This is a genomic window from Microbulbifer aggregans, from assembly GCF_020524005.1.
Lineage (GTDB): Bacteria > Pseudomonadota > Gammaproteobacteria > Pseudomonadales > Cellvibrionaceae > Microbulbifer > Microbulbifer aggregans_A.
The window spans coordinates 66,390-90,280 of record NZ_JAIVKK010000010.1 but is presented as its reverse complement, the minus strand read 5'-3'; the positions used below and the strand labels follow the sequence as shown (position 1 = coordinate 90,280).

Sequence of the window (23,891 nt, the reverse complement as noted above, 5' to 3'; positions counted from 1 at the left end):
CAGCCAGTTTACCGGGCTTCAGTTCTTACTTGAACTCAGCAATGCCACGGTAAGGCGCTTTGCCTTCCAGCTCGGCTTCAATGCGCAGCAGGCGATTGTACTTGGCTACGCGGTCGGAGCGGCACAGGGAGCCGGTTTTGATCTGGCCAGCGGCGGTAGCAACGGCCAAGTCGGCGATGGTGGTGTCTTCGGTTTCACCGGAACGGTGAGAGATAACCGCGGTGTAACCAGCGTCTTTGGCCATTTTGATCGCGTCCAGGGTTTCGGACAGGGAGCCGATCTGGTTGAACTTGATCAGGATGGAGTTGCCAACGCCTTTCTCGATACCTTCTTTCAGGATCTTGGTGTTGGTTACGAACAGATCGTCGCCCACCAGCTGTACTTTCTCGCCGATTTTGTCGGTGAGGATTTTCCAGCCGTCCCAGTCGCTTTCGTCCATGCCGTCTTCGATGGAGATGATTGGGTAGTTTTCAGACAGCTCGGCCAGGTAGGAAGCGAAGCCTTCGCTGTCGAATTCCTTGCCTTCGCCGGCGAGTACGTACTTGCCACCTTTGTAGAATTCGGAGGAGGCGCAGTCCAGGGCCAGGGTGATGTCGTCGCCCAGTTTGTAGCCAGCGGCTTCAACGGCTTCGGCGATCACTTTCAGGGCGCTTTCGTTGGACGGCAGGTTCGGCGCGAAGCCACCTTCGTCACCAACGGCGGTGTTCAGGCCCTGGGCGGACAGGACTTTTTTCAGGGAGTGGAAAATTTCCGCACCCTGGCGCAGGGCTTCGGCGAAGGTTTTCGCTTTCACCGGCTGGATCATGAATTCCTGGATGTCGACGTTGTTGTCGGCGTGCTCACCACCGTTGATGATGTTCATCATCGGTACCGGCAGGGTGTACTGACCGGGTGTGCCATTGATGTCGGCGATGTGCTGGTACAGGGGAATGCCCTTGGAGATGGCAGCGGCTTTGGCGGCGGCGAGGGAAACGGCCAGGATGGCGTTAGCGCCCAGCTTGGATTTGTTCTCAGTACCGTCGGCGTCGATCATGGCTTTGTCGAGCGCGCGTTGGTCGGTTGCGTCCATACCAACCAGCAGTTCGGCGATTTCACCGTTGATGTTCGCTACGGCTTTCAGTACACCTTTGCCCAGGTAACGGCTTTTGTCGCCGTCGCGCAGCTCGAGGGCTTCGCGGGAGCCGGTGGAAGCGCCGGAAGGTGCGCAGGCAGAACCTACCGCGCCGCATTCCAGAATTACATCGGCGTTAACGGTGGGGTTACCGCGGCTATCCAATACTTCAAAAGCTTTTACAGCAACAATCTTGCTCATTTTTACAACGGGCTCCTTGTTAATGGGTATAGAGTCTGTGAGGTGAAATATCAGCGGCACACGCTGCGCCGCTTCTTTTTGGTTATTTCCGTATAGCTAGCTTATTAGACGTGTCGCTCGCCAGGTTATTTGGTGTCGAGCGGCTCAAAGCCTTTGATCAGGTCATCCACGGCTTTCATCTGTGCCAGGAATGGCTCCAGTTTTTCCAGCGGCAGCGCGCTCGGTCCGTCACACAGGGCCTTTTCCGGGTTCGGATGGGCTTCCAGGAACAGGCCGGCGATGCCGATGGCCAGGCCGGCGCGGCCAAGCTCGGTGACCTGCGCACGACGGCCGCCGGAAGCAGCGCCGCCGGGATCACGCATCTGCAGCGAGTGGGTCACGTCAAAAATCAGCGGGGCGCCGCCAGTGGCGTCGATCATGGTGCGGAAGCCGAGCATATCCACCACCAGGTTGTCGTAGCCGAAGCAGGCTCCGCGCTCGCACAGGATGATGTTTTCGTTGCCGCCCTCGGCAAATTTTTCCACCACATTTTTGACCTGCGGCGGACTCATGAACTGGGGCTTCTTCACGTTGATCACCGCACCGGTTGCCGCCATCGCCGCCACCAGGTCGGTTTGACGTGCGAGGAATGCCGGCAGCTGAATGACGTCGACGACCTCAGCAACAGGCGCGGCCTGATGCGGCTCGTGTACGTCGGTGATCAGCGGCACACCAAAAGTGGTTTTGATTTCTTCAAAAATCTTCAGTCCCTCTTCCATACCCGGCCCCCGGTAGGAGTGGATGGAGGAACGGTTGGCCTTGTCGAAGGAGGCTTTAAAGACGTAGGGAATACCGAGCTTCTCGGTGACTTTCACATAGTGCTCGGCCACTTGCATGGCGAGGTCACGGGATTCCAGTACGTTCATGCCGCCAAACAGCGTGAATGGCTTGTCGTTGGCGACCGGAAGATTGCCGACTTCAATAGTTTTCATAGCGCTCAACATCCTTTGCGCGCTTCCCGTCCCCTGATTTAAAGAAGGGAAGCGCGGGCTCGAAGATTTTTTAGAATTCTGGGTTTACTTGTTCGCTTCGCGGTGCTTCAGTGCCGCAGCCACGAAGCTTTCGAACAGCGGGTGACCGTCGCGTGGCGTGGAAGTGAACTCCGGGTGGAACTGACAGGCAACAAACCAGTCGTGTTCCGGCAGTTCGACCATTTCCACCAGGGTGTCATCCGCGGACCAGCCGCCGATTTTCAGGCCGGCCTGCTGCAGGCGATCAACGTAGTTGTTGTTCACTTCATAGCGGTGGCGGTGGCGCTCGACGATGATGTCTTTGCCGTAAATTTCACGCGCTTTACTGTCTTTGGACAGGCGACATTCCTGACCGCCAAGGCGCATGGTGCCGCCGAGGTCAGACTTTTCGTCACGCTTCTCGACCTTGCCTTCGCTGTCGATCCACTCGGTGATCAGGCCGATTACCGGGTGCGGCGTCTTGGTGTTGAACTCGGTGCTGTTGGCACCTTCAAGGCCCAACACGTTACGGGCGTATTCAATGACGACCGACTGCAGGCCCAGGCAGATGCCCAGGAACGGAATATTGTTTTCACGGGCGTAACGCACGGATTCCAGTTTGCCTTCCAGGCCGCGCTCACCGAAGCCGCCCGGTACCAGGATGGCGTCCGCACCCTTGATCAGGTCGAGGCCATTCTCGCCTTCCACATCTTCTGCATTGATGTATTCGATGTTCACTTTGGTGCGGTTCTTAATGCCCGCGTGAATCAGGGATTCGATCAGGGATTTATAGGCGTCGAGCAGTTCCATGTACTTGCCGACCATGGCAATTTTCACTTCGTGCTGCGGGTTCAGTTTGCCGTCTACCACGGCATCCCACTCGGACAGGTCCGGCGCACCGCATTCCAGCTGCAGTTTTTCCACCACGATCTCGTCCAGACCGTAGCCGTGCAGCATACGCGGCACACCGTAAATGGTCTTGGCATCGGGCAGAGGTACTACTGCGCGCTCTTCCACGTTGGTGAACAGCGCGATCTTGCGGCGGGAATCGTCGTCGATGGCGCGCTCGGAGCGGCACAGCAGGATATCCGGCTGCAGGCCGATAGAGCGCAGTTCTTTAACAGAGTGCTGGGTCGGCTTGGTTTTGGTTTCACCGGCGGTACCCAGGTAAGGTACATAGCTCAGGTGAATCAGCAGGGCGCGGTTGATACCCATTTCCACGCGCAGCTGGCGCACGGATTCCAGGAATGGCTGGGACTCGATATCACCCACAGTACCGCCGATTTCGACGATGGCTACATCTACGTCGCGACCACCTTCGATCACACGGCGCTTGATTTCGTCGGTGATGTGCGGGATCACCTGCACGGTACCACCCAGGTAGTCACCGCGGCGCTCTTTGCGCAGCACGGTTTCGTACACACGGCCGGTGGTGAAGTTGTTGCGCTTGGACATGCGCGTGCGAATAAATCGCTCGTAGTGGCCCAGATCCAGATCCGTCTCGGCGCCATCTTCGGTCACGTAGACCTCGCCGTGCTGGAAGGGGCTCATGGTGCCCGGGTCAACGTTGATATAAGGGTCAAGCTTCAGAATCGTGACTTTGAGGCCACGGGCTTCGAGGATTGCGGCCAGAGAAGCGGAGGCGATACCTTTCCCCAATGAGGAAACCACGCCGCCAGTGACAAATATATAGCGCGTCATGCAAAACCTTGGTCAGTTGAATGCCCGACGAGTACGGGCGTGCGGGACTGGCTCAGGGGCGCGAAGCCGCGCAACCTAGTGCCTTTGAGATGGGACGCCAGACTACCAGAAAGCAGTTTTCTGCTCAATCGAAAAACCGCCAATTTGGTGGTTGCCCTGGCCCCTCCGAGGTGACGAACAGGTCGCCAACCGCAACCAACTCGCCATTGCAATAAACGAGAGGAACACAATCCCTCAACCAGGGCTCGAGAGCGTATTCCTGCAACAGTTTTTTCAAGGTCTGGGAATGCCGTCGCGCGCGGGGTTGCGCCCGCTCGCCGCCGGACCGGAAGCAGACCCGATAGTCTGCCGCAGGCCACCCTGGCGAAGGCGATAAAACACCGCCTCCCGGTAATTTCAGGTCGGAAGCACCATCCCATTGCCAGCTACTCCCGGGCACCAGGCCCCCATCTTGAGGCTGCAATTGTGGTGTCAGAAACACGCGATTGCGAAATCTTCTCGCTACCAGGCCGGCGACTGTGATCTGCGGCGTGGCGTCTTCCGCTGCGCTTAGCTGCTTCAGGACCTGTTCGAGCTGGACCGACTCCGGTGGATGCCCACACAGGGACTGCACCCAGAACCTGAGCAGATTTTTTTGCCGCGCCAGTGTCAGCCCGAGCAGCGCCTCCAGGTCGATGCTCTGCCCCACCCGCTCGCTACGGCGGTCACAGCTGGCGCAATCTTCCCGCGCGATTTCCTCAAGCAGCCCGGCAGACTCCTGCAAGTTATCCACAGCTCGCCCAACCAGGGAAACCACGGGCCAGCGCGCAGCCAATGCGGGGGCAACATGACTACGTAAGTAATTACGGTCAAATTTCAGGTCTGAATTGCTGTCGTCCTCAATCCACTGCAAGCCCCGGGAACGGGCGTAGGTTTCCAGTGTGCTGCGCGCGCAGCCAAGTAACGGCCGCAACAACGAACGTCCTGGAGCAAATTCCCGAAACTCTCGCATTGACGACATACCGACAACACCGGCACCGCGCAGCAGGCGCAGCAGGAAAGTCTCCACCTGGTCATCGCCATGATGTCCCAGCAGGATCATATCGCCAGGCGACATCACTTCCGCGAAAGCACGGTAGCGGGCATTGCGCGCAGCCTGCTCCACTCCACCATCTTCCGGCGCCACCTCCACGGCAAGTGCCGTGAATGGCACTCCCAGAGTGCGGGCCTGCGCCTCACAATGCGATTGCCAGGAGTCTGCATTCGCACTCAGGCCATGGTGCACATACACAGCTCTACGCGGAACATTTTCTACGGCCAATAAATGAAGCAAGACTGTCGAATCCAGTCCTCCGGAATACCCCACCCACAGCTCACCTGCCGGCGGGTTCCGCCGGAGAGCAGACAGGAGCATTTCACGGAGCTTGGTGGTTTCAGCTGCCAAGGTTCAAATCCAGGCTGGTAACAGGCCGCCCAGTATACCTGTGATGGGAGGCAGGAATCTGCCGCTAGCCACTGCCATATCGCCCCCAAACCAGCGCCAGCCTTACTGCTCCGGCGTCCCACTATAAGGCGGGAAACCGCGGAAAGTGAGACAGCGCCGGCGTCCAACTTTATTTATTTTCCTAAAGTAGGACGCTTTCACTGACCTCGCGCGTCATCATGATGGCTGTCCAAAAAGGCACCGAATTATCCAGCGATACCGGCCCGCAACACGGACTCCGGTATTCGAGCCAACAGATTCGAGTACAACAATAAAAAGCAGGTCATCTTATGCAAGCGATTGAGAACCCCATCGAAGGCAGCCTGGGCTCGGCCCGGCTTCAACAAGACGCCCCCCCACTCCTATTCGTCATCCTGATTTGCAGTGTCGCCACCATCGGCGGATTTTTGTTCGGGTTCGACAGCGGAGTGATCAACGGCACCGTGACCGGATTACAGCAGGCGTTCAATTCCAATACAGCCGGTACCGGTTTCAATGTGGCCTCCATGCTGCTCGGCTGTGCGGTGGGCGCCTTCTTCGCCGGCCGCCTCGCTGATCGCTGGGGGCGTAAACAGCTGTTGCTGATCTCTGCGGTGCTGTTTGTGGTCAGCGCCTGGGGTTCCGGTATCGCCATGACCTCAACCGAGTTTGTGTTTTACCGCGTACTCGGTGGGCTCGCGGTCGGCGCAGCCAGCGTTATGTCGCCAGCCTATATCAGCGAGGTAGCACCGGCAGCCATGCGCGGACGCCTCACCACTATTAACCAGATGGCCATCATTACCGGATTGTTTGTGGCCTTCATCAGCAACTACTGGCTCGCCAAAACCGCCGGGTCCGCAGTGAACGAGTGGTGGATGGGCTTCAGCGCCTGGCGCTGGATGTTCTGGGTCGAAATCATTCCCGCTGTACTGTTTTTTGTCGCACTGCTGCTGATTCCGGAAAGCCCACGCTATCTTGTGCTCACCAGACAGACCGAGCGCGCAACAGACGTACTGCGTAAGCTCTATGGCGAAGCCCGGGTCCAGGAAAAGCTGGAACACATCCGCGCCTCGGTGGCCGGAGATCACCAGCCACAACTGTCGGATTTGCTCCACACCAGCGGAAAAGGGCTGGGCAGAGTACGCAAGATTGTCTGGGTCGGCATCGGCCTCGCCGTATTCCAGCAACTGGTCGGCATCAATGTGGTGTTCTACTACGGCGCCGTACTCTGGCAGGCAGTTGGTTTTTCCGAAGCCGATGCCCTGCTGATCAACATCATTTCCGGCGGCGTCAGTATTGGTGCATGCCTGATCACCATGGCCCTGGTGGACCGCATCGGTCGCAGACCGATACTGCTGGTCGGATCCATCGGCATGGCGATCACCCTCGCCCTGGTGACCTTCGCCTTTACCACCGCCAGCGTGGATGCCCAGGGCTCACTGCAACTGTCCCAGGAAATGGGCATGCTGGCCCTAATCGCCGCCAATGCTTACGTCTTTTTCTTCAACGGTTCCTGGGGTCCGGCCATGTGGACCATGCTCGGCGAAATGTTCCCGAACCAGATTCGCGGATCCGGCCTGGCCGTTTCCGGGCTTGCCCAGTGGGGCGCCAACTTTGCCATCACCATGACCTTCCCCGTCATGCTGGTGGGAATCGGGCTTGCGGGTGCTTACGGCATCTACACCCTGTTTGCCGCGCTTTCCATCGCCTTTGTGATCTACCTGGTACACGAAACCAAGGGGATGGAGCTGGAAGATATGCGCGGCTGAACCGAGTTCACCTTGTGGCCCACGCCAAGTGGGCTTTTTGGCTGCAGGGAGGCAGCCGGCGTTTTATACGCGGCATTCTCTGTACACGACAGAACAAACACCTTTTTTAGGGCGTTTCCCCTCCTTCCCTTTCGACGGGAGCGCCTTTTTTTAACACCGCGCTTTTTTACCACAGCGCCATTTTTCGCCTCGCTGCGAAACAACGAATATGAAACAGACAACAACCGGAGCCATCATGAAGTCTTCAACCGGGATCATCGTCAAACGCCTGGCCGCGAGCATCGCTCTGACCACAGCGCTCGCCGGCTGTGGAAAGCCCGCCGACAAACAGGTCGATACCAGCAACCAGACCCAGCCCGGTGCCGAGGCCCGCTCACTGGATAACTGGCCGCAACTGGCTCCGGCCCTGCCGAAGAATCCGGCGCTGGAACAGCGTATTGCCAACCTGCTGTCGCAGATGACGCTGGAAGAAAAAGTCGGCCAGATGATCCAGGCCGAGATCAAGTTCGTCACCCCGGAAGACGTCAAGAAGTACCACCTGGGCTCCATCCTGAATGGCGGCGGCACCTTCCCCAACAACGACAAGTTCGCCACCCCGGACGACTGGCGCCAGTTGGCGGACGACTACTTCGCCGCCTCCATGGATACCAGCGATGGCGGTGTAGCCATCCCGATCATCTGGGGCAGCGATGCCGTACACGGTCACAACAACGTGATTGGCGCGACCCTGTTCCCGCACAATATCGGCCTGGGCGCGGCTCGCGATCCAGAACTGATCCGCCGTATCGGTGAAGCCACTGCCCGCGAAGTAGCCGTCACCGGCATCGACTGGACCTTCGCCCCCACCATCGCCGTCGTACGCGACGACCGCTGGGGCCGCACCTTTGAAAGCTATTCCGAAGATCCGGAGATCGTTGCCAGCTACGCCCGCGAAATGATCAAGGGCATCCAGGGCGAAAAAACCAGCGAGCAGTTCCTCGACGGCCGTCACCTGGTTTCCGCCGCCAAGCACTTCGTAGGCGATGGCGGCACTACACGCGGTATCGACCGCGGCGACACCCAGGTCACCGAAAAAGAACTGGCTGAAATCCACTCCGGTGGTTATTTCACCGCACTGGAGTCCGGTGTACAGACCGTAATGGCCTCCTTCAACAGCTGGAACGGCGAACGCCTGCACGGCCACAAATACCTGTTGACCGACGTGCTGAAAGGCCGCCTCGGCTTCGACGGCTTTGTGGTTGGCGACTGGAACGGCCACCGCTTTGTGGACGGCTGTACCGTAGAGAGCTGTGCCGCATCCATCAACGCCGGCCTCGACATGTTCATGGTGCCGTCCGACTGGAAAGCGCTGTACCTCAACACCGTGGCCCAGGCACAAAGCGGTGAAATTCCCATGAGCCGCATCGACGATGCCGTAAGCCGTATCCTGCGGGTAAAAATCCGCGCTGGCCTGTTCGAGCGCGACCGTCCGCTGGCCGGCCAGACCGGCATCATGGGTAATGCCGAGCACCGCGCCATCGCCCGTGAAGCGGTGCGCAAATCCCTGGTGCTGCTGAAAAACAACGACAACCTGCTGCCGCTGAACCCGGGCCAGAACATTCTGGTGGCCGGTGATGGCGCCGACAACATTTCCAAGCAGAGCGGCGGCTGGACCATTTCCTGGCAGGGTACCGGCAATACGGCCGAAGACTTCCCGGGCGCCACCTCCATCTTCCAGGGCATTGAGCAGGCGGTTCAGACTGCCGGCGGCAACGTAGTACTGAGCGAGAACGGCGACTTCAACGCGGACAGCTTTAGCAATGGCCAGAAGCCCGACGTCGCCGTCGTGGTATTTGGCGAAGAGCCCTATGCCGAATGGCACGGCGACCTCGCCAGCATCGAATACCAGCTGGGCAGCAAAAACGATCTGGAACTGCTGCAGAAACTGAAAAGCCAGGGCATTCCGGTAGTCAGCGTTTTTCTCTCCGGCCGCCCGCTGTGGGTAAACAAGGAGATCAACCAGTCTGACGCCTTCGTTGCCGCCTGGCTTCCGGGCTCGGAAGGTGCCGGCATCGCCGACGTGATCCTGACCGATGCCGAAGGCAACAAGCAGTATGACTTCACCGGTCGCCTGTCCTTCAGCTGGCCGGACCAGGTGCACCAGAGCGTGATCAACCGCGATGACGCCGAGTACGCACCGCTGTTCAGCTACGGCTACGGCCTCACTTTTGAGGATCACAGTAATATCGCCAGTAACCTGAATGAAGATGGGGAGTCCTACGCGAACGGCAAACTGGAAGACGCCTGGCTGATGGTTTCCCGCCCGCGCGCGCCCTGGAAACTGGTGATTGCAGAAGAGCAGGAAGCCCCAATCGTCGTGAGTGGCAATCAGGCCAGCACCGCCGACGGCAACATCACCGTCGCATCTATCGACATGCTGTCTCAGGAAGACGCACGCAAAATCACCTGGAAAGGCCTGCGCGCAGGCAGCGTGGCCCTGCAGACCCAGAAGCCGCAAAACCTGAGCCGCTACCTGAACGAAAACGCGGCCCTGACCATGGATGTGCGCCTCGACAGCGCGGCAAGTGCAACAGTATTCGCCGGTATGCGCTGCGCTTCCGAGGCCTGCCAGGGCGAGTTACCACTACAGGCATCTCTGTCAGAACTGCAGCCGGGCGAATGGTCCGAACTCTCCATCGACCTGCAGTGCTTCGCCAAGGCCGGTGCCGATTTCAGCCAGTTATCCAGTGGTCTGTTCCTGCGCAGTGAAGGCGCCCTCGGCCTGTCGGTTGCCAACATCAAGTTCGTGCCCGGCGCGGCCAAAGACGCTGCCGTACGCTGTGAAGGCTGATTGAGCTGTTAGCACGGCGCGTCAGGAAACTATACACATGGGAGCCGGAACCATGAATCATTGCCGCAAACTGCTAATGTCCACCCTGCTGAGTGCCGCTGCGGCACTCAGCAGCACGCTGCACGCTGAAGATATCACCCTGCAGCAGGGGCAGTTCTCTATCGCTGTCGATCCTCAGTACGGCGGGCGCATTACCGAACTGCGCCTGGCTGATACCGACCTGTTGGCGCTCGAAGACCGCCACGCGAACAACTTCGGCTCCACCTTCTGGCTGTCGCCTCAGGCACTGTGGAACTGGCCACCGGTCGCCGAGCACGACTCGGCGCCCTACCAGGTAAAGCAATCCGGTGACAATTTCCTGCACATGGAAAGCGCCGCCGGTGCCGGAACGAGAGTTGCCAAAACCATTGTGCTTGAGGGGGAAGGCCACACGCGCCTCGACTACCGCATCATCGCCGAGCAGCCGTTTCACGAAATCGCCGCCTGGGAGATTACCCGTGTCGCCAACCGCGGGCTGGCATTTGCGCCGGTCAATGGCGAAACCGTGAAGACAGTGCGCGGGCAGATGGACTTCGAGCTGGATAACAGCGAGGTGCTGTGGCTGCCAATGTCCGGGGGCGGCACACTGACCGAGGGCAAAGTGATCGCCAATGGCAGCGAGGGCTGGCTTGCCTACGCGGTGGATGGCCTTCTCTACCTGAAGATCTATCCGCACGTGTCTACCGACAATTTGGCCACAGGCGAAGGTGATATCGAGCTGTATCTCAGCGGGGAGAAGCCCTACCTGGAGCTGGAGGTACAAAGTGCCGCCCAGGCTTTGGCAGCGGGCGACGCCCTGGACTGGTCGGTGAACTGGCTATTGCTGCCAATTCCAGCAGAGGTCAAAGTTACCCCCGGCTCCTCCGCACTTCTGACATTCACCCGCCAGCAGGTAAACCGCCTGCGGACACCCAACCTTAACTGACCCCATCCTTTTGTAAGTTTGTGCTTGTTGAGCAAGCCTTGGCTGCCGGCGTCATGCCGGCGGCCATTTTTTAACGCCTGTACCGGCCTCGAAAGGTCTATCTGTCCCACCTCCCGCCAAAGTGGTACATTTGTCTCACTCAATAACCCTGGCAGTGATCTGTAGAACAAGAGGTAAGCATGGTTCAGTTAGTCGTCGACTCCGGCTGCGACCTTCCCGATGAATTTTTGCGCAAGTACGGTATCCCGGTGTTGCCTCACAGTGTCAGTGTGGGCAAAGACACCTTTGCGGACCAGCGGAACCCCGCGCAGATGTCCCACTTCTATTCGCTGTCCCTGGTAGACCGGTCTCGCCAAGTAGCCTCAGGCCCAGCCAGTGAGGACGACATTGTGCAAGCCTTGAGCCGCCTGGTAGAGATGGGGCAAAAGGACATCGTGGTCCAGACAATCAATGCCGCCAACAGCCCCACCTATGCCAATGCGGTCAACGCCGCACGCAAGCTGAGCAGTGACGACGTACAGATTCACGCGATCGATTCGCAAACCCTGTTCTCCGGCCAGGGGCTGCTGGCTCTGTTTACCCTGTCACTGATTCAGCGCGGTATGAGCGGTGCCCAGATCAAGACCCGTACCGAAGAGTTCGGGCGCAAGATTATTGGCTACGCGGCGATCAGCGATGTCTATTACCTGCGTGAACGCGGGCGCCAGAAAAACGAAAAAAGCGTTAGCTGGCTGAAAGCCTTTATGGCCAAGTCGCTTAACCTGCATCCGATCATTGCGATGGCCCACGACGGTTCGTCCGTAGCCGACACAGTGAAAGAGTACGATAGCTGCAACCGACGCCTGTTCGAGATCGCCGCAGAAAAAATCCGTGCAGGCGAACTGCTGATGCCAGCCGTGGTGGTGAGTATCGCTGGCCCGCTGAAAGACCTGGATAAAGTACCGGGCTTCCGCGCGTTCGAAGAGCTGGCAAGCGAGCACAAAGTGAAAGTGTACCGTTCGGTAATGAGTCTCTCTGGCGGAATCAACCTTGGCCCAGGTACCGTTGCACTGGCATTCGCCAGTAAATAGCCCGCCCTAAGAAACCGAAGATAAGGCGACACCGAAACAGTGTCGCCTTTTTTATTACTGAATATACGACGCCAATACAGCAATCCTGCCCCCGGGAACGGCGCAGATAAAACTCTCTGCCACCCGCCTCCGCGCCCAAATGTAAAAAAGTTCGCCAAAAAGCGCTAAATAGCGAAATGCATGTTACCTGAGGCGACTTCTCCGTGATTTTCCCCGTAACGCACACCTAGAATGAAAATATTATTTCTCCCACCTGCGTTTATTGGTGATCCAGATGTACCGAAGATTTTCCGCCCTTCTTGTATGCGCACTGTTCAGTGGCTATCTGCAGGCTGACGCCGACCTGGCTAAAGAACTCACTAACCCGGTGGCCAACCTGATCAGTGTACCCATCCAAAACAACTGGGATAACAGCGTAGGTGCGACCAAAGACGGTCGCCGCTTTACCATGAATGTGCAGCCGGTGATCCCTATTGATCTTAACGAGGATCTAAACCTCATCAGCCGGACTATTCTGCCGGTTATGAACCAGGAGGATATTGCCCCGGGCAGTGGTGATCAGACCGGGCTGGGTGACACAGTGCAAAGCCTGTTTTTTTCCCCAAAGAAACCGACAGCCGGCGGCATTATCTGGGGTGCGGGTCCTGTATTCCTGCTGCCTACGGCAACGGAACCGGAACTCGGTACTGAAAAGTGGGGAATAGGACCGACCGGCGTTGTACTCAAACAGGCGGGTCCGTGGACCATCGGCACCCTGGCCAACCATATCTGGTCCTTTACCGGAGACAGTAACCGGGATGACGTCAACAGCACGTTTATCCAGCCATTCCTCGCCTACACCACACCCACCGCATGGACATTCACACTGCAAACCGAGTCCACTTACGACTGGGAAACCGAGCAGTGGAATGTCCCAGTACATTTCATGGTTGCCAAACTCTTTAAGGTCGGTAAGCGCTCATACCAGATACAGGCAGGCCCCCGCTACTATGCCGAAAGTCCGGACGGCGGTGCCCAGGACTGGGGCTTCCGGCTTAACTGGATCATGCTCTTCCCGAAATAGAAAGTTTTTCAAGATAGCTGAATGTTGAAACCAGTGAGATGGTCGTTCGCTTCCCGCCGGGAAGAGGCAGGCCAAACGGCAATCTCATCACTCTTCTGCTTGTCATCGCTCCGGCTCATACGCGCGTCCCGGCGGCGCGCGTGGGCCGCATCGTGCTGCACTCGACAAGAATATAAGCGCATATCAAACCCACTAGATATAGCCAGCCACTCTGTTATCGATTGTGCGCTGAAAACCTCTTTCACTACGCTTTGGAATAGCCGTCCGGTCTCGAAACAATTTCTACGGGCCGGCTAAAGCGCGACACTTCACGGATAGCCTCTCGTTTCCCAACCAACGGAAACTGCAGTATGAACATTCTTTGCCGGCGAACCGTCGCCTCCTATAGTTTGGCATCTTTGCTCGGAGCACTCTCTGCAACCACCACAGCCCAGTTAGCGCAGCCTCTCACGGCTCCCCCCCCATCGCAGCCGGAGCAGGCCGTCGCTGCCGAAAAATCCCCAGCCGCAATCGAGGCCCTGCAGCGCATGGGCGCCGAGCTTGCCGGTCGTCGGGCACTCGCCTTCGATGCCGATCTAGTGACCGAGGTAGTACTCGCCAACGGCCAGAAAGTGCTGATCAGCGGCGAGTCCAAGATCGAATTCCGGCGGCCGGACAAATTGCGCCTTGAACTGAACACCGACAGTTTTAAACGAAACCTATTTCACGACGGCGAAAAACTCACTCTGGTAGAACCAGAAAAAGGCTACGCCGGCGAGCTGGAAATGAAAACCGATACGCATACGGCAATGGCGATTGTGGCACAGGAGTACGGCCTGGAGTTTCCGTTGATGGATTTACTGGTATGGGGCACCAACGACGCAGATGGTCACCAGATTGAAGAAGCCTTCCTGATAGGTAATACGGAAATTGATGGGAAAGAAGTCCAACACTGGGCGGTTAGAGGCCCGCACCTGGACTGGGAAATCTGGCTGGCAGAAGGCGAACACGCCCTGCCGCTGCGTATATCCACCGTGAACAGAAATGATCCCAACGCACCGCGCTTCTTCGCCAACCTGCACTGGCGTCACGCGGATTCGGTGCCCAACAGTCGCTTCCATCCGAGACTGCCCGATGACGTCAAATGGATACCCTTCCAAAAGCTACGGCCCGCGGAGGTGAAACATGAGTAATCGACAATTCGCCGTCGTCACGTTAAAAACCAAAACGCTCCGCTGTGGAGTACTGATTGCGACGGCTGCTGTACTGATCGTAGCTACACAAGCTGCAAGCGCCCCCAGCAAACCCCACCACCCGGAGTTCCACGGCAAAGGCGCGCACTTGAATGTTGGCCCGCGATTCCAGGCTGGCCGTAAAAAGCCACATCCCGGTCCACACGCACAGGGCAAGCCGCACGCCAAGCCACATCCGCACCCACAACCCAAGCCTCACCCCAAACCGCGGCCAGAACCGCATAAGCGGCACCCACCGCCGCCCGACAAACATCACCACGGCGAGCATCACCACAAACATCCTTATTATTGGCCTGGAGGCTATTGGGGCGGTGTTGCTACTGGCGCGGCCATCGGCGCTATGATTTCGGCACTGCCGCCAAATTGCGTGACAGTCGTAATTGAACGGATAACCTATGAGCGCTGTGACGGTCGGTGGTTTCGCCCCACCTACTCAGGCAATCAGGTGGTCTATGAAGTGGTCGCCCCGCCGCGTTGAGCAATGCAACTAAATCTGCGATTCGATTGGTAAATGGGATAGTAAGCGGGCGAGAAACCGGTGCCACCAGGAGGTTTCCGGCTCCCGCGTTTCCACTATGGGCTCACCCTGCGCATTTTCGGCATGCCAGGTGATATCGCCACCGTCACCAAGTTCCAGCTTCCAGGCGGCGTCCGGTGCGATCCAGGTTTCGAAGAGCACGTTAAGCTGGCGATTGATCTCGGCATTTTCGATCAGCATACCGATTTCCGTATTCTGGATAATTGAACGGCTATCGAGATTAATCGAGCCCACAAAGGCCCGGTCGTCGTCCAGTACGAAAGTTTTTGCATGTAGAGTTGCATGGGAATCGCCTTTGAACCAGTGCTTGCGCTGCTTTTGGTTGGCGATAGGCCGCAACTCCCACAAGCGCACACCGGACTGCAACAGTGGTTTTCGATAACGCGAATAGGCACCGTGAACAACCGCGACATCATTGGTGGCCAGGCTGTTGGTAAGGATATCAACCTGAATACTGGCATCCTGCAACGTTGAAAACAGGTCGACTCCGGGCACCCCGGGGATCAGGTAGGCATTGGTAATCCGCAGCCGCTGGCGACTTTGCCGGAGGATTTTTTCGAGTTTATATCCAGGATACTCGCTGACCGGAACGTTTTCCCGGTCAATCGCTTTGCGTGGTGGGTCGGCAAAAATCGTCGCCTTGCCCCAGTGAAAGGTAATCTCACCCGCCGCGAGTTTTTCGGCGAGTTCAGACTTCTGCAATGCCTTGCTGAATTCCGTCTCGCGTTCACCGGCGAGATATTTTTCCACCCGGTCACGCAGAGCAGCCAGAGAGAAAGTGTCGTCGTCGGCAATCAGTAACTCGGAAACCGGAACGGCAACTCCGCTATTCCAGTAGTCATCAAAAATGGAAGAGGCCTCTTCCACCACTGCACCAATTGCAACCACATCCACATCGAGGAATTCTGTTTCCGATTTGGAAAAATAACCATCGGCAACATTTCGCCCGCCGGTAACCGCCACCAGCCCATCACTGACCAGAAGCTTATTGTGCATACGGTGATTGATTCGGCCGAAGTTCATCGCCTGCTCAACACCCCGGCGAAGCCCGCTGCGCCCCTCAACCGGGTTAAAAACACGGATCTCGATCTTAGGATGATTTTCCAGCGCCGCCACCCAGGGGTTGGTGACACGCGTACCCAGATCGTCCACCAACAACCGAACTCGTACACCGCGGTCCGCCGCCTGCAGCAACAGCGCCGTAAGTATGCGCCCGGAGGTGTCGTCACTGTAGATGTAATACATCAAATCCAGCGAGACCTGTGCCTCCTCGATCAATGCGGCCCGGGCGACAAACGCGGACAATCCTTCATGAATCAGGTAGAACCCGCTCTCACCCTCTTCTTGCTTAGCGAGCGCCAGCTTCACACCCACGGCCATTCGGCTGTCACTTGAGGGCGCCATAGCACTGGAAACAGGGTAAGTCGCGCTATTCATATCACCGTATGCATCACAACCAGAAAGCAGTATCACACAGACTAGGCACTCCGCCGCAAAGACAACGGCAAAGGCGCGCGGAAAATTCATCCGGGAGGTCTCACTCCACATTTAGCCCCCAAACTTTAATCCGGAACAATGAGAAAAAAGTCTTCATTCAGTCTAGCTGCATTGGTATCCCAATCCCGCACAGACCTTTCCGCGCCAGCGGTATCCAACAGGCATAAAAAAGCGCAGCCTGAGCTACGCTTTTTTCCGATATCAGTTACTGACCTTAAGCAGTTTCAGTGCGTAGCTCTCTGCGCAGGATTTTGCCGACGGTGGATTTCGGCAGCTCCTTGTGGATCACGATCTGCTTGGGCACTTTGTACGCGGTCAGCTGGGTTCGGCAGAACTCAATCAGCGCCGCTTCCTCAACGTCACCATCGACCACCAGGTGGGCACATACAGCTTCGCCGGACTGCTCGCTTGGAACACCAACCACGGCCGCTTCCACGACTTGAGGGTGGCGGCACAGTACATCTTCCACTTCGTTCGGGTACACATTAAAGCCGGACACGATGATCATGTCTTTCAGGCGGTCGACAATACGGATATTACCGTTATCCTGAATCAGGCCAACATCACCGGTGCGGAAAAAGCCGTTCTGCAGCACTTTGTCGGTTTCTTCCGGGCGGTTCCAGTAGCCCAGCATGACCTGCGGTCCACGAACGACCAATTCGCCGCTTTCGCCCTGTGGCAGCGCTTTGCCATCGGTATCCCACACCTGAACCTCGGTGTCTTTCAAGACGGTACCAACAGTACCGATTTCCTGCTTGCCGAATTCGTTCAGGCTGATCACCGGCGAGGTTTCCGACAGACCAAAGCCTTCGGTGACCGGGCAGCCGGTTACCTTGTGCCACAGCTCTGCGGCACTGCTGGTCAGGGCGGTGCCGCCCGAGAACGTCATTTTCAGTCCACTGAAATCCAATTTCTGGAATTCCGGGTGGCGGCACAAGCCCACGAACAGGGTATTGATGCCAGCAAAACCAGTGAACTTGACCTGGGAAACTGCTTTTACAAAGCCGTCGAGATCCCGCGGGTTAGGAATCAGGACATTCATACTGCCCAGGCCAAACAGGGCGAGCATATTCACGGTAAACGCATAGATGTGGTACAGCGGCAGCGGGCACACAAAGGTTTCTTCACCTTCGTTGCCAAGCTGACTAATCCGCTCGAGCATCTGGTCAGTATTGGCCAGCAGGTTGGCGTGGCTCAGGCAGGCACCCTTGGCGACACCAGTAGTACCGCCGGTGTATTGCAGAACTGCGACGTCGTCGCGCTTCGCTTCAACGGCGCGCAGCTCGGCACAACTTGCACCGCGCTCGATAGCCGACATAAAGCTGTGATAGCCCTCAGGTGCAGTTACCGCCTGGCCGAGCAGGTCCGCAGGGCCGGTCACCAGCACGTGTTCGATCTCGGTGGAGTCCTTGATTTCTTCGTACTTGCCGAGGAAATCCGCAAGGATCACCAACGCCTTGGCGCCGGAGTCGGAGAACTGGTGCTGCATTTCCCGCGGTGTATACAGCGGGTTGGTATTGACCACTACCAGTCCGGCACGCAGCGCGGCGTAGGCGGCAATCGGGAACTGGGTGATGTTCGGCAGCTGGATGGCAATACGGTCGCCGGCCTGGAGACCGCATTCGTGCTGAAGCCACTGAGCGAGGTGACGGGATTTTTCATCAATCTCGCCAAAAGTCAGTGTCTGCCCCAGGCAGTGGTAAGCAGGCTTGTCGTGAAACTTGTTCAGACATTGGCCGATATACTCAGCAAGGTTTGCAGAACCCTGACTCATCTCGCATACATTCATATTCAGCTCTCTCATCAGCACTCAGGAGATTATTGTTTTTGCTATCAGTTCAATCCTGCACCAGCAGGCGCAGCAGAGGCAATCCTATTACTCTGACAAGCCTGTCATCAAGTCCATTTATGACACCAAAACTCTATACGGCGGTACGGTCACCAAAAGTTTTCAACGCCTTGGCGATTTTCTGATCCACGATCCAGCGGAACAGCCCGGTATGGCTGCGAGCCAGGTAACGGGTGAGTTTCGCCTTGAAGCCCGGCGTGATCATGAAGGTGCGCTTGCGCAGGCCGTCGAGAATGCCCTGCACCGCAACCTCCACAGGTAATACGCCGGCGAACTCATTGACGATCTCTGTGACCTTGCTGCCCACACGGCGCTCTTCTTCCAACATCGGCGTGTGAATTTCACCTGGGCAAACAACGGAGACATCAATGCCTTCGGGTTTCAGCTCGGTACGTAGTACTTCCGCCAGGCCGACAACACCAAACTTGGATGTGGCGTAGGCACCGTGCGTGTAGCTTCCGCACATCCCCGCCAGCGAGGCGATCAGGGCCAGGTGGCCGCCAGTGCGCATATGCTTCAGCACGCCTGCGGCAAAGTTGCGGCTGCCGTACAGGTTAACGCGCATGCTCTGGTCAAACATCGCGTAGGACATTTCAGTAAATACTGCTGTGCGCAGAATACCCGCGCAGTTGATGGCAAACTCCGGCGCACCCAGAGTGGCCGCGGCCTCGTCCATCACACGCTCGACGGCTTCGTGATCGGTGATATCAACCAGGTAGCGCTCAACGCGCGCGTTGCCTTTACACAGGGCACGCAGTTCATTCAGCAGTGCGTCTTCCACCTTCAGGTCGAAAATCGCTACCGAGGCGCCGTCAGCCAGTAGTGCGCGAGTCAGGTTCAGACCAATACCGCTGCCACCACCGGATACAAACGCCACCTTGGGCACACCGTGTTTCCAATTACTCATAACTTCATTACAACTCTGTTATGCGCTCGCCGCGACTGCCGTAGCGGACGATTTAAAATGCGATTGAAGTTCGTCCATGGCCTGGTCGAACGTGACTACAGGCTCATATCCCAGTAGGCGACGAGCTTTCTCATTCGAAAACTCATTCGGACCACCCATCAGCCGGTAGGATTGACGGGTAATCATGGGCCGCTCCTTCTGGTGCAGCAGGTGGCCGACAAATTCCAGCACCGGGGCCAGGCCACGGGCGAGGAAATTGGGAACAGACTTGGGTGCCGGGGCCCCGGCAAGACTTGCCAAACGCTGCAGGTATTGCTGCCAGGTAACGCCGTAGCCATCAGACGCGACGAAGATTTCACCGCGGTGGCACTCGGAACGAGCAGAGGCAATCAACATCGCCACCAGGTTTTCCACATGCACCAAGCCCGCATCCCAGTCACCCTTACCCAGAAGGCAGGGCTGACCTGTACGCAGCAGCTCGAGCATGGTATTCACCCAGGGACCACTGCCAACGCCGAACACATTACCTGGACGCACGATGGTCGCCTTGAGGCCACCATACTTGACCGCTTCCAGCGTCACCCGCTCCTGTTCCTGCTTGCAGAACTCGTACGGGGAGCAGGGCTCACCCACCGGGCTCTCTTCATCCAGTTTGCCCTTCGCCAGTGCACTGGCATAAGCGCAGACACTGGTGGTCACGACAAAGTGGGAGCGCCAGCGCATGGCCAGGTCAATGGCCTGCTCAGTACCGTGTACGGTGATATCCACATGGGACTGGAGCGCGCCCCAGTCACCGACGATAGCGGCCAGGTGGAAGATCGCATCCACCGGACCAATTTCGTCCGCCAGGTCCGTCAGTGTGCGCACATCGCCGATAACGATGCGCAGTTGATCACCCCACAGTGCCCACTCTTCCGGCACCGGTTCTCCGGGCACCATCAATGCGACGACGTTTACTTTTTCAGTCAGTAGCTGGCGCACCAGGTGGCGGCCGATAAAGCCGCCAGCACCGGTAACAAACGCCGAGTTCAATTGGCTCATAAGATGCTCTTTCGATCCGCTTCGGATTCTTTATTCAGATAAGAGCGGCTTATTCGCCGACAACGATCATGTTTTCGCAGGTTTTACCTTCCGCTTCACACAGGGCGCGGTAGACGGTCATCACCATTTTCGCATCGAGTACGCTGGTAACGTTGCCTTCGTCATCGATATTGACGTTGCTTCCGAACACTGCGAACCAGACTTCCGCATCTTCAGTACAGTCCTCAGATACGGTCAGGGTGTGTACGGAGTGCGCAGGTTCAAACAGGTAGGAACCGGCCTTGTTGACCTTGTCCGGGTACTCTTTGTAGAACCATTCGCCCTTGGTGGTCACGGCGAATACCGGGCCAGTGTGGTAATGGGTGTCGACACAGAAGCCGGGCTTGAATTTGTTACGGATCACCCAGAGGTTTTGGTTCAGGTCTACGTGCAGCACTTGCAGCAGAGAGCCGTCCGGCAGGGGAACCCATGGCAGGTCAGCTTCCTGAATCAGGATCGCTTCACGGGCGTGATCGCGGGATACTACGCCGCCAGTTTGCATTGCGGCCAGCATTTCCAGAATCGGGGTCTTTGTTTCACTCATCGCCATTCTCCAGTAGTTGGTACATATTTTGTTATTGTATTTTCCCCCTGCCCTCTCAACCTGTATTTACAAGCGCGAGGGAATTCGCCCAGTCTAGGGAATATGACATAGGCCAAACTTGACTTTTTGCGAATGCAAATTGACTATTCACGAACAGCCAACTTAGACAAAAGTCGAATACCTCCATGTTCCTGATCCGCAGTGGCGCCATTGAAGGCTATGAATCATTGGTCAGTCACTATGGCCAGAATCCCACCACCCTTTTGCATCAATTTGGCTTTAGTAGCGCACAGCTACGTGACCCGAATACCTACGTTTCCTATACCCGCCTTGCGGACCTGCTGGATGCCACTGCCGCCGCCTGCGGGGATCCGCTGTTCTGCCTGAAACTGGCGGCCGAACAGAGTGTGCTGGTGCTGGGCGAGATCGGCCTGTCCATCCGCCAGCAGCCTACGCTCGCGGATGCCATGAATTACTCAAATCACCATATAAACCTGCATGCCTACGGGGTGCATGTGCAACAAAGGCCCCGTGGGGATACGCTAGAGCTGCAACTGACGTTCAATTTCTCCAACGCTGGCGGGCTTGCGCAATTGATGCAATTGAGCGCAGGTCAGGCGTTCAATCTGGTCGCGCAGATGATGGGAAGCACCGGTAGCGCACTGAAACTCCACCTGCCGCAAACCGCGCCCACAACCAGCATGGTTGCCCCCTCGCTATATAAAGATCACATACTCTTCGACAGTAATTTTGGCGGTATCAGCTTCCCTCTCAGCTGGCTCACCCGAAAGCCACAACACGACGAAAAGTTGCTACGGGAACACTTCCAGCAACGTATCCGGATGTTGCAATCCATCTATCCCGGCAATCTGCGAGCGCAGGTCTGCCATATCATCGGCAACCTGCTACCCAGTGGCGAATGCAACATCGAGCGCGTCGCTTCCGCACTGAATCTCCACCCACGGGTACTACAGAAAAAACTGCAACAGGACGGCACCAGTTTCCGCGAATTACTGCAGCAGACGCGCATGGAAGTTGCCCAGCGCAACCTACAGCACGGGCAGCTCAGCGTCACCGACCTGGCGCTAAACCTGGGCTATGCCGACGTGGCCATATTCAGTCGCAATTTCAAACGCTGGACGGGCAAATCGCCGAGCGAGTGGAAAGCCCTCAGCAAGCACTCATGAAACCAGTGCAATGGTGCGATCCAGCAGCCACCAGCTCGCGGTACCGCCTATTGTGTAAACCACCACCAGCGTCGCCATGGCCCGGCTCGCGTCCGCTGTTGCAGTGGGCACAATGCCGGACTCAAACCCTTTACGTACCAGCAGCGCTAGAGTCGCAACGCAGGCAATAAACAATAGCTGCCCTGCTTCCACGCCGAGATTAAACGCGAGCAAGGAACCGGCGATCGCCTGTTCGGGCACGCCGATTTCGGCCAGCGCACCGGCAAACCCGAGGCCATGCAACAGCCCGAACCCCAGAGCCACCAACCACGGATGGCGTATCGAGATTGTTGAGTATCCTTTTCGTTTCAGCAGAATTTCACTGGCGACAAATACAATACTCAAGGCAATGACCGCTTCCACCGGTGCCTGTGGTACCGCTACCATCCCCAACACAGACAAGGCCAGGGTAACGCTGTGCGCGAGGGTAAACGCCGAAATCGTAATAGCCAGCGAACGCCAGCTGCTTACCAATAGCAGCAGAACCAGAACAAACAGCAAGTGATCCATCCCCAGCAATATGTGCTCTACCCCCAACACAAAATACGTCTGCAGCCAGTGGTCTGCGTGAGCGGCTTCGGAGAATGTAAACCGGGGGTTATCCGGCACCAGGCGGGCAACCTGTTCGCGGCCATCCAGCCATTCCACGCGCATCAGCACGTCAGTCATGGTCTGCTGCAACCCTTCCACAATCACTGCGGATCCGGTTAAGCCGGTAGGGCTGGCAATGCGCCATTGCTCGCTATACAAGCCATTGGCCAATCGGCCCACGGGGCTTTCGATACGAGCAACCTCACCTTCAAATGCAACTGCAAGCGAAAGCTTCATCTGCCCCCGGGCCGGCACCCGCCACAGCACACTGAATTCCTGTGCAGTCTCCTGGGTAATTTGCAGGTAGGCCGGGCGCAGCTCGTGGGCGAACGCAGTACTGACAAAAACACTGCCGGCGAAAACAATAAGTAACGCCAACAACCGAACCATCTTCCCCGTCATCGCGCGGCAACCTCTCGCACCGGCTCAGAGTCGAAAAGTCCCTGATCAGCGACTTCATTTTCAATACGCACCCGATAACCTTCACGGAGCAATTGATACTGCCGCTCAAGCATGTCGGTATACGCCTGGGCCTGCCAGTCACGCACGACCTGCGCCTTGACAGCCGCCAACTCCGCGGCTGTTTCCGCGGAGTATTCCTCAATAAAGACCAAATGCTCGCCGTATTCAGAGTGGATAGGCCCAATCCACTGACCTTGCGGCTGCCCAGCCAGTTGCTCGGCAAACCCGGCGCCCAACTGCTTGTTTACCTCTACCGCTGAAGCCTGATCAAAATGTCGGGGCAACAGGTTACTGTCGCCATGGGCCTCAACATCACCATTATTTCCCAAGCTCGCGAGCAGCTTGCTGGCGTCCTGTGCCGGTGCGACGCGCTGATCGCCGCTGAAATACACCTGGCGGAAACTCAAGCGCGCCGGCAACCGGTAACGCTCGGCGTTATCCTGGAAATACTGTGCAAGTACCTCGGGCGCAGGTTCTATTGCATCCACCAGATCCCGTGCGAGGAATTCCATTTTCAGTCGCAGGCGCCGGCGAATGACTGTGTCATCCGACTCCAGCCCGAGTTTCAGCGCTTCACGGTAAAGCACTTCCTCGCGTACAAAGTTGTCCACCAGTTTCTGCATTTCCTCGCCATTGGGAGGACGCTGCCAGCTGCGCTCAAATACCGCGGCCAGATGCTCGACGCGACTGGGCGTAATCACGATTTCCTGCGTCTCGCGTCCTTCCGTATTGAACAGACTATCCAGCGCAAACAGCAGCCCACCGACCAGGGCAAAGTGCAACAGGGGATCCCGCAACAGCGGGATTTTTTTCAGACGCATCTTGA

General features: G+C 57.4%; 19 protein-coding genes. 7 read left to right on the top strand and 12 right to left on the bottom strand.

What is annotated here, in order from left to right:
* Window positions 1-25: 25 nt before the first annotated feature.
* The 4 genes from eno to tilS form a co-directional block, all read right to left on the bottom strand.
* Window positions 26-1,312, bottom strand: a complete 1,287-nt coding sequence (gene eno, locus LC093_RS16795; RefSeq protein WP_226667620.1) for a phosphopyruvate hydratase — start codon at window positions 1,310-1,312, stop codon at window positions 26-28.
* 125 nt (window positions 1,313-1,437) lie between these two features.
* The gene (gene kdsA / locus LC093_RS16790) at window positions 1,438-2,283 is read right to left on the bottom strand and encodes a 3-deoxy-8-phosphooctulonate synthase (protein ID WP_226667617.1); all 846 of its coding nucleotides are present in this window, start codon (window positions 2,281-2,283) and stop codon (window positions 1,438-1,440) included.
* Between the two features lie 84 nt (window positions 2,284-2,367).
* Window positions 2,368-4,002, bottom strand: coding sequence for a CTP synthase (locus LC093_RS16785; RefSeq protein WP_226667615.1), 1,635 nt, complete (start codon window positions 4,000-4,002; stop codon window positions 2,368-2,370).
* Window positions 4,003-4,126: 124 nt separating this feature from the next.
* Complete coding sequence (gene tilS, locus LC093_RS16780; protein WP_226667613.1) at window positions 4,127-5,425, bottom strand: tRNA lysidine(34) synthetase TilS; 1,299 nt, start codon at window positions 5,423-5,425, stop codon at window positions 4,127-4,129.
* A gap of 329 nt (window positions 5,426-5,754) precedes the next feature.
* Here tilS and LC093_RS16775 point away from each other — a divergent pair, with 329 nt between their 5' ends.
* The 6 genes from LC093_RS16775 to LC093_RS16750 all read left to right on the top strand — a co-directional run bounded on the left by LC093_RS16775 (window position 5,755) and on the right by LC093_RS16750 (window position 14,311).
* Window positions 5,755-7,212: a sugar porter family MFS transporter gene (locus tag LC093_RS16775; RefSeq protein ID WP_226667612.1), complete on the top strand. Its 1,458-nt coding sequence runs from the start codon at window positions 5,755-5,757 to the stop codon at window positions 7,210-7,212.
* Between the two features lie 235 nt (window positions 7,213-7,447).
* Window positions 7,448-10,042 carry a glycoside hydrolase family 3 protein gene (locus tag LC093_RS16770; protein WP_226667610.1) on the top strand — a complete coding sequence of 865 codons (2,595 nt, stop codon included), beginning with the start codon at window positions 7,448-7,450 and terminating at the stop codon, window positions 10,040-10,042.
* A 52-nt stretch (window positions 10,043-10,094) separates the two neighbouring features.
* On the top strand, window positions 10,095-11,006 hold the full coding sequence (locus LC093_RS16765; RefSeq protein ID WP_226667607.1) for a DUF4380 domain-containing protein: 912 nt from the start codon (window positions 10,095-10,097) through the stop codon (window positions 11,004-11,006).
* Between the two features lie 179 nt (window positions 11,007-11,185).
* Complete coding sequence (locus LC093_RS16760; protein WP_226667604.1) at window positions 11,186-12,076, top strand: DegV family protein; 891 nt, start codon at window positions 11,186-11,188, stop codon at window positions 12,074-12,076.
* A 274-nt stretch (window positions 12,077-12,350) separates the two neighbouring features.
* On the top strand, window positions 12,351-13,139 hold the full coding sequence (locus LC093_RS16755) for a transporter (RefSeq protein ID WP_226667602.1): 789 nt from the start codon (window positions 12,351-12,353) through the stop codon (window positions 13,137-13,139).
* Between the two features lie 350 nt (window positions 13,140-13,489).
* Window positions 13,490-14,311 (top strand): DUF2092 domain-containing protein, encoded by an 822-nt coding sequence (locus tag LC093_RS16750; protein WP_226667600.1) that lies wholly within the window; start codon window positions 13,490-13,492, stop codon window positions 14,309-14,311.
* Window positions 14,312-14,333: 22 nt separating this feature from the next.
* Here the strand turns inward: LC093_RS16750 and LC093_RS16745 are convergent, their stop codons facing one another.
* The 6 genes from LC093_RS16745 to LC093_RS16720 form a co-directional block, all read right to left on the bottom strand.
* Entirely contained in the window at window positions 14,334-14,642 is a 309-nt protein-coding gene (locus tag LC093_RS16745; RefSeq protein ID WP_226667598.1) for a hypothetical protein, read from the bottom strand.
* Between the two features lie 216 nt (window positions 14,643-14,858).
* Entirely contained in the window at window positions 14,859-16,382 is a 1,524-nt protein-coding gene (locus LC093_RS16740; RefSeq protein WP_226667597.1) for a phospholipase D family protein, read from the bottom strand.
* Between the two features lie 238 nt (window positions 16,383-16,620).
* Window positions 16,621-18,210, bottom strand: a complete 1,590-nt coding sequence (locus LC093_RS16735) for an AMP-binding protein (protein ID WP_226667595.1) — start codon at window positions 18,208-18,210, stop codon at window positions 16,621-16,623.
* Window positions 18,211-18,328: 118 nt separating this feature from the next.
* Window positions 18,329-19,162 carry an SDR family NAD(P)-dependent oxidoreductase gene (locus LC093_RS16730; RefSeq protein ID WP_226667592.1) on the bottom strand — a complete coding sequence of 278 codons (834 nt, stop codon included), beginning with the start codon at window positions 19,160-19,162 and terminating at the stop codon, window positions 18,329-18,331.
* Between the two features lie 18 nt (window positions 19,163-19,180).
* Window positions 19,181-20,203: an NAD-dependent epimerase/dehydratase family protein gene (locus LC093_RS16725; protein WP_226667590.1), complete on the bottom strand. Its 1,023-nt coding sequence runs from the start codon at window positions 20,201-20,203 to the stop codon at window positions 19,181-19,183.
* Between the two features lie 49 nt (window positions 20,204-20,252).
* Complete coding sequence (locus LC093_RS16720; RefSeq protein ID WP_226667588.1) at window positions 20,253-20,786, bottom strand: 2,4'-dihydroxyacetophenone dioxygenase family protein; 534 nt, start codon at window positions 20,784-20,786, stop codon at window positions 20,253-20,255.
* A 185-nt stretch (window positions 20,787-20,971) separates the two neighbouring features.
* On the opposite strand from LC093_RS16720, the gene LC093_RS16715 reads away from it, so the two are divergent.
* On the top strand, window positions 20,972-21,973 hold the full coding sequence (locus LC093_RS16715; RefSeq protein ID WP_226667586.1) for a helix-turn-helix transcriptional regulator: 1,002 nt from the start codon (window positions 20,972-20,974) through the stop codon (window positions 21,971-21,973).
* Here LC093_RS16715 and LC093_RS16710 read toward each other — a convergent pair.
* Both LC093_RS16710 and LC093_RS16705 read right to left on the bottom strand, forming a co-directional pair.
* A complete protein-coding gene (locus LC093_RS16710) occupies window positions 21,968-23,005 on the bottom strand; it encodes a HupE/UreJ family protein (protein ID WP_226667585.1) in 1,038 nt (345 codons plus the stop codon). The genes LC093_RS16715 and LC093_RS16710 overlap by 6 nt on opposite strands.
* Window positions 23,002-23,886, bottom strand: a complete 885-nt coding sequence (locus LC093_RS16705; protein WP_226667583.1) for a peptidyl-prolyl cis-trans isomerase — start codon at window positions 23,884-23,886, stop codon at window positions 23,002-23,004. The genes LC093_RS16710 and LC093_RS16705 overlap by 4 nt, the downstream gene beginning before the upstream one ends.
* Between the last annotated feature and the right edge of the window lie 5 nt (window positions 23,887-23,891).

What these genes read in the sequence shown, in the direction of transcription:
- LC093_RS16765 (WP_226667607.1), top strand. Translation starts at nt 10,095, where the DNA reads ATGAATCATTGCCGCAAACTGCTAATGTCCACCCTGCTGAGTGCCGCT.
- kdsA (WP_226667617.1), bottom strand. Translation starts at nt 2,283, where the DNA reads ATGAAAACTATTGAAGTCGGCAATCTTCCGGTCGCCAACGACAAGCCA.
- LC093_RS16725 (WP_226667590.1), bottom strand. Translation starts at nt 20,203, where the DNA reads ATGAGCCAATTGAACTCGGCGTTTGTTACCGGTGCTGGCGGCTTTATC.
- LC093_RS16785 (WP_226667615.1), bottom strand. Translation starts at nt 4,002, where the DNA reads ATGACGCGCTATATATTTGTCACTGGCGGCGTGGTTTCCTCATTGGGG.
- LC093_RS16735 (WP_226667595.1), bottom strand. Translation starts at nt 18,210, where the DNA reads ATGAGAGAGCTGAATATGAATGTATGCGAGATGAGTCAGGGTTCTGCA.
- LC093_RS16775 (WP_226667612.1), top strand. Translation starts at nt 5,755, where the DNA reads ATGCAAGCGATTGAGAACCCCATCGAAGGCAGCCTGGGCTCGGCCCGG.
- LC093_RS16750 (WP_226667600.1), top strand. Translation starts at nt 13,490, where the DNA reads ATGAACATTCTTTGCCGGCGAACCGTCGCCTCCTATAGTTTGGCATCT.
- LC093_RS16760 (WP_226667604.1), top strand. Translation starts at nt 11,186, where the DNA reads ATGGTTCAGTTAGTCGTCGACTCCGGCTGCGACCTTCCCGATGAATTT.
- LC093_RS16755 (WP_226667602.1), top strand. Translation starts at nt 12,351, where the DNA reads ATGTACCGAAGATTTTCCGCCCTTCTTGTATGCGCACTGTTCAGTGGC.
- eno (WP_226667620.1), bottom strand. Translation starts at nt 1,312, where the DNA reads ATGAGCAAGATTGTTGCTGTAAAAGCTTTTGAAGTATTGGATAGCCGC.
- LC093_RS16715 (WP_226667586.1), top strand. Translation starts at nt 20,972, where the DNA reads ATGTTCCTGATCCGCAGTGGCGCCATTGAAGGCTATGAATCATTGGTC.
- LC093_RS16705 (WP_226667583.1), bottom strand. Translation starts at nt 23,886, where the DNA reads ATGCGTCTGAAAAAAATCCCGCTGTTGCGGGATCCCCTGTTGCACTTT.
- LC093_RS16770 (WP_226667610.1), top strand. Translation starts at nt 7,448, where the DNA reads ATGAAGTCTTCAACCGGGATCATCGTCAAACGCCTGGCCGCGAGCATC.
- LC093_RS16720 (WP_226667588.1), bottom strand. Translation starts at nt 20,786, where the DNA reads ATGAGTGAAACAAAGACCCCGATTCTGGAAATGCTGGCCGCAATGCAA.
- LC093_RS16710 (WP_226667585.1), bottom strand. Translation starts at nt 23,005, where the DNA reads ATGACGGGGAAGATGGTTCGGTTGTTGGCGTTACTTATTGTTTTCGCC.
- LC093_RS16730 (WP_226667592.1), bottom strand. Translation starts at nt 19,162, where the DNA reads ATGAGTAATTGGAAACACGGTGTGCCCAAGGTGGCGTTTGTATCCGGT.